The organism is Helicobacter sp. 12S02634-8 (assembly GCF_002272865.1).
Lineage (GTDB): Bacteria > Campylobacterota > Campylobacteria > Campylobacterales > Helicobacteraceae > Helicobacter_J.
Genome location: NZ_MLAP01000028.1, coordinates 1 through 4,253, shown reverse-complemented (window position 1 = coordinate 4,253; position 4,253 = coordinate 1). Strand labels below are relative to the sequence as shown.

The 4,253-nt window shown below is 34.6% G+C and carries 9 protein-coding genes; 5 read left to right on the top strand and 4 right to left on the bottom strand.

The genetic code is table 11. From position 1 onward, the window contains the following. Positions 1-270: 270 nt before the first annotated feature. The gene (locus BKH46_RS09595; protein WP_172402622.1) at positions 271-414 is read left to right on the top strand and encodes a hypothetical protein; all 144 of its coding nucleotides are present in this window, start codon (positions 271-273) and stop codon (positions 412-414) included. Between the two features lie 376 nt (positions 415-790). Further along, positions 791-976: a hypothetical protein gene (locus BKH46_RS09090; RefSeq protein ID WP_095226514.1), complete on the top strand. Its 186-nt coding sequence runs from the start codon at positions 791-793 to the stop codon at positions 974-976. Here BKH46_RS09090 and BKH46_RS09085 read toward each other — a convergent pair. Beyond that, a complete protein-coding gene (locus tag BKH46_RS09085; RefSeq protein WP_095226513.1) occupies positions 948-1,244 on the bottom strand; it encodes a hypothetical protein in 297 nt (98 codons plus the stop codon). The genes BKH46_RS09090 and BKH46_RS09085 overlap by 29 nt on opposite strands. Continuing rightward, on the bottom strand, positions 1,241-1,372 hold the full coding sequence (locus BKH46_RS09805; protein ID WP_275542188.1) for a hypothetical protein: 132 nt from the start codon (positions 1,370-1,372) through the stop codon (positions 1,241-1,243). The genes BKH46_RS09085 and BKH46_RS09805 overlap by 4 nt, the downstream gene beginning before the upstream one ends. A 317-nt stretch (positions 1,373-1,689) precedes the next feature. Between BKH46_RS09805 and BKH46_RS09080 the strand changes: the two genes are divergently transcribed. Next, a complete protein-coding gene (locus tag BKH46_RS09080) occupies positions 1,690-2,121 on the top strand; it encodes a hypothetical protein (RefSeq protein WP_095226512.1) in 432 nt (143 codons plus the stop codon). Positions 2,122-2,128: 7 nt separating this feature from the next. Here BKH46_RS09080 and BKH46_RS09075 read toward each other — a convergent pair whose 3' ends face one another. Further along, on the bottom strand, positions 2,129-2,473 hold the full coding sequence (locus BKH46_RS09075; RefSeq protein WP_095226511.1) for a DNA/RNA non-specific endonuclease: 345 nt from the start codon (positions 2,471-2,473) through the stop codon (positions 2,129-2,131). Positions 2,474-2,491: 18 nt separating this feature from the next. On the opposite strand from BKH46_RS09075, the gene BKH46_RS09590 reads away from it, so the two are divergent. Beyond that, positions 2,492-2,632, top strand: a complete 141-nt coding sequence (locus BKH46_RS09590; RefSeq protein ID WP_172402620.1) for a hypothetical protein — start codon at positions 2,492-2,494, stop codon at positions 2,630-2,632. Between the two features lie 194 nt (positions 2,633-2,826). Here the strand turns inward: BKH46_RS09590 and BKH46_RS09410 are convergent, their stop codons facing one another. Further along, positions 2,827-3,108 (bottom strand): hypothetical protein, encoded by a 282-nt coding sequence (locus BKH46_RS09410; protein WP_143428951.1) that lies wholly within the window; start codon positions 3,106-3,108, stop codon positions 2,827-2,829. An 89-nt stretch (positions 3,109-3,197) separates the two neighbouring features. On the opposite strand from BKH46_RS09410, the gene BKH46_RS09065 reads away from it, so the two are divergent. After that, entirely contained in the window at positions 3,198-3,605 is a 408-nt protein-coding gene (locus BKH46_RS09065) for a hypothetical protein (RefSeq protein WP_095226509.1), read from the top strand. Positions 3,606-4,253 lie beyond the last annotated feature (648 nt).

Here is a 4,253-nt window from a genome sequence, read left to right as displayed (position 1 = left end):
AATCGCATAGATTTGGTTGATTGCTAAGATTATCAAGCAGATTTTGTAGGTGATGTTGATAATCTTTTCAAGCTTTCTCATTTTGTGCCTTTCGTTTGGATTTAAAACATATCTTGTATGTTTTATGGGTGTATTATATAGTGATTATAACCATATGTCAATACCATATACTACATTTTTATTTATTTCATTTCGCATATTTTTTCTAGTTTTAAAAAGCTCGTGATTGGGCGTTGCTTGCGTGGGGATAATGGAGTGTGGGATAAACAAATGCAATCTCTAGAAGCAGCAGTGATTACAATCATTGGAGTTGTTACTTGGGTGGTTAGCTCATTACAGCTCAGAAAAAAATCAACGATAAAACAGAGCTTTGATAAAAGAGCATATCAAATCATACAAGCCCATACAAGCTAGATTTTATAAAGAGCAGTTGTTGAGAGAGTCGCAGTGGGCGAGGAGTTAAGGGCTTAGCTTTTTTTAGGGACTTAGCCTTTTATGGAGTTTGTATATAGTCTAAAATTGAAAAATATGTGATAGAAATAAAAAATAAAAATACAAGTATCACAAAAGCTATATGAGTGAATCTGTTAAATCTTTCATATTTCATCATCAAGTCATCGAGGGGCAATGCTAAAAACACCATACCAAATGCAAATACACCTGTAAAAAATACTATTTTAATAATGATTAGAAATATATCCCACATCGCACACCTTTAAATCTGATTGATTGATTATAGCCAATCTAAGGAATCCCTATTGCTTATTTTAGAAAACAATAAGGATAAACAATGGCTACTGAATATATGTATCAAGTCAAGCAATTCACCATCAGAATTGTCAATAAAAACAATCGATGGAGAATTTATATACACAATGGGACTGATGAAGATTATTATTTATCTAGCCCATCTAAAGAATCAGCTATCGATACCCTAAATTCCCACACTACAGACTGCTTGGTCTTATTGGGCTGAATTCAAAGCCATTTTTACGGAATATATCCCAAAACTCAACAGCTCCATACGCATATGAGCGTATATCTGTGTCATCTGAGACCTCAACAGACACACTGCCCACATCTCCACGATAATCAGTAAAAAAGCATTTAAACGCAGTGTATGCCTCCTCTAGGCATTTGCCATAATAGGTTTCTTCAATATGGAGGCTTATCCCTTGGGCTAGCGCATAATCTGCAGCGACTCCTTGAAACTCTGTCTTGACCTTGATTTTTTCTGTTTTCATCGTTGTCCTTTTTTGAGTTTTTCGATTTCTTTTTTCAAATCATCGATTCTGCTATGAGTCCATAGCTCTAGCACGACCACATACGCAGTCAATAAGATGATGATAACGCCTAATAAAACATTTTCCATTTTTTACTCCTTGCTTTTGTTATAATGGCATAGACACGATTGAAAGTCTTGTATCTTTGGATACCTCCCCCATAGGGGGCTTATCCACTCAGCATTTTATAAATGCTTAAGGCTAGATAAATGATTTCAAGGGTTGCTAAAATCACTTTCAAGACTTTCATCGTGTCCTCCTTTGCTAGATTTAAAACCTCTTTATGAAGTTTTATGAGTGTATTATATAGTATTTATAACCATATATCAATACTATATACTACATTTATAAAATATTTTTGGTATTAATTTTGCTGAGTATCTAATAAAGATTTTGGGAGCAGAAAATGCAAGAAACTAAAAAGCAAGGTATGAGTTCAGAAGACAAGGATTTATTAGAAATAACTAAAAAGGCTTTTAACATAACATCACTAGGAGCTTTGGCTACATTGCTAGGGAGGTCTAAATCAACAGCTCAGAATTGGTATAAAAATGGTCTTCCTAGCTCTGTTAAGTATGAAATTTTAGAAATGCTAGGTTCTGTGGGTAATGCTGACAACCCAATATCCCAAAAATCCTCACTGATGGCAGTGGGGAATAATGTCGTGCAGATTAAAGGCGATGGGAATCATATCAATCATAGCCATACCCTACCTCCTATTGATGATGAACTCCAAGAGATTATAGAGCTTTTAAGGGCTTATGCCACGCCAAAACTAAAAATGGAATTAAAAGCAAAGCTTTTGAAATATAAAGAATTTGAAGAAAAAACCAAATAACACTGCCTTAACGCCGACAAATAGCCCACGCATTGCACTCCACCTTATAACTCTCCAAACTTTCATTTTCGACCTCGTGATTTGGGAATTCATAGCATTCTTTGGTATCTTTTGTTTCTATGATTTTGACATAGGCGATTGGGATAGCGATATTGTTATGGATAAACTTGAGTTTTGACTTGTCTTTTGGGTAAATCACGATATTCAAGACCTCAGCGCTCCCCTCTGCCTTGGCTAAGGCTCTCTCTCTGTCTTCTGCCTTTTTCCATATGGTTCTGTTGATTTGGGGGTTTTGGGGTGTGATATTACTCATTAGAAAGGTGGATTTTTGAGAATCAATCGTTGCGTTCATTGATTGGTTGGATAGGGTATGCCCCCTGTCAAAGCCCAATTGAGTAATGATTTTAAGATATTTGCAGAAAAGCCATCGATACAAACTCAAGATTCATTTTTAGAAGTAGCAAAGGGGGATTTTAAGATTGAGTGCAGCAATCCCAAACTCAAAGCCTAAATGATGTGACATCCCTATAATGGCTTGATTTAACATAAAATCATCAGTAATCGTATGAGAAATTTTATGGAAATCTGCTTGATTGTCCTTTAAAGGATATTGAAAGGACATTGAAAATATGCAGTGGAGTGAGTTTGAAGACTATATAAAGATTTCTAAGAAGATATTGGAGGCAAAGAGTGGGATTTGAAAAATCAATCAACGCTGATAAGTTCAATTGGTTTAAGAAAATCATTTTCATTATGCCAAGTAGCAATCATTACCTTTTGAATAAAAAGCAAGAACAAATAGACAGGAACAGCAAGGATGAGCCAATAAAACAAAAGCTTAGCAAAGAATATGGTAAAAATCTCACCTATATGAGGAATAGGAATCCAAATAAAAGCCAACCCAAAAATAAGACTTTCAAAAATAAGACCATACATTGTCAAGAATTTCAAAAAATTAATCAATCCAACACAGATATCTTTTTTCATCTCAACACCCCTATTAACTTTCACTCAATTCTAGCCACTCAATGTAAAAAAATCAACCCCATCAATCAGTTTTTAATCAAAGGAACCCTATGAACTCATCCATCACGCTAGATATTAAAGCCAATCTTGAAGACTTAAATAAAGCCATCAGCAGAGTTACTAAAGCTACAAAACTAGACTTAGGACTAGACTTGAAAGAAGCAGATGAGAATATTGATAAGATAAGGTATCAAATCATCGGAATTTTTGCTTCTTTTAAAGGATTGAGTGCCATCAAAAGACCACAAATAAGGCGAAGAAACAATGCAGCTTGGAGAAAAGAATTGTATTCTGCGATTTATGCAAAAGCCAGCGAGCTAGGGCTAGAAAAAGAGGATATTTATTCGATTGTTTTAAATAAATATGGCAAAAAAATTAAGTCTTTGACAGAGCTAGGCGAGCAAAACCTAACCAAACTTAAAGCCCATTTGTTTGCAAAAAAACGAAATAAAAAATAGATAGGGATTATGTCAAGACTCCAAAGAGGTCTAAAATAAATTATGTTATTTGTTTGATAAAAATGATATAATGTCAATGTTTAAAAGCCACTCAGGCGATGGGAATCCGAAGTTCTAGGGATTGGAATGGAAAGGTGAATAGTGGGGACTTTTCGCATACCACACTTTTAAACAGAGGGCATTAACCCAGCCCTCAGCTAAAGTTCTTCTTTAGAGCTTTTTAACTTTCTTATCTGTGCTTCAAAATCCTTATCCTCCCTCCTATACCTAACTAAACTCGTTACATAGATTTCATTTCTATACTCTCCATTAAATTAATTATTAAGTTTTTTATCTTACAATTAAAAGATCCTAATCCAAAGCCAATAGCCTAAATAAGCACTTGCAGAGATCAAGGGTGCAAGCGTAAGGATTAAAAGGTGGGGTTGGTGTGCTTCCCATCAATTAGGACTTAGAGCAATCCTTGATCTTGCTCTTATTTTTTTATTTGTTTGCTTGACTTTAATAAGCTTAAAATATAAATTTCTTCTTCTCCCTCGTCATTTATTGCCTTTTTAAACACAGCTCGGTAATAATTCCCCAACTTAGCAAAATAAACAATATGGTATTTCCTGCTCTCTTTGGTTTTATATACACCACTTAACATAT

What these genes read in the sequence shown, in the direction of transcription:
- BKH46_RS09595 (WP_172402622.1), top strand. Translation starts at nt 271, where the DNA reads ATGCAATCTCTAGAAGCAGCAGTGATTACAATCATTGGAGTTGTTACT.
- BKH46_RS09090 (WP_095226514.1), top strand. Translation starts at nt 791, where the DNA reads ATGGCTACTGAATATATGTATCAAGTCAAGCAATTCACCATCAGAATT.
- BKH46_RS09085 (WP_095226513.1), bottom strand. Translation starts at nt 1,244, where the DNA reads ATGAAAACAGAAAAAATCAAGGTCAAGACAGAGTTTCAAGGAGTCGCT.
- BKH46_RS09805 (WP_275542188.1), bottom strand. Translation starts at nt 1,372, where the DNA reads ATGGAAAATGTTTTATTAGGCGTTATCATCATCTTATTGACTGCGTAT.
- BKH46_RS09080 (WP_095226512.1), top strand. Translation starts at nt 1,690, where the DNA reads ATGCAAGAAACTAAAAAGCAAGGTATGAGTTCAGAAGACAAGGATTTA.
- BKH46_RS09075 (WP_095226511.1), bottom strand. Translation starts at nt 2,473, where the DNA reads ATGAACGCAACGATTGATTCTCAAAAATCCACCTTTCTAATGAGTAAT.
- BKH46_RS09590 (WP_172402620.1), top strand. Translation starts at nt 2,492, where the DNA reads ATGCCCCCTGTCAAAGCCCAATTGAGTAATGATTTTAAGATATTTGCA.
- BKH46_RS09410 (WP_143428951.1), bottom strand. Translation starts at nt 3,108, where the DNA reads ATGAAAAAAGATATCTGTGTTGGATTGATTAATTTTTTGAAATTCTTG.
- BKH46_RS09065 (WP_095226509.1), top strand. Translation starts at nt 3,198, where the DNA reads ATGAACTCATCCATCACGCTAGATATTAAAGCCAATCTTGAAGACTTA.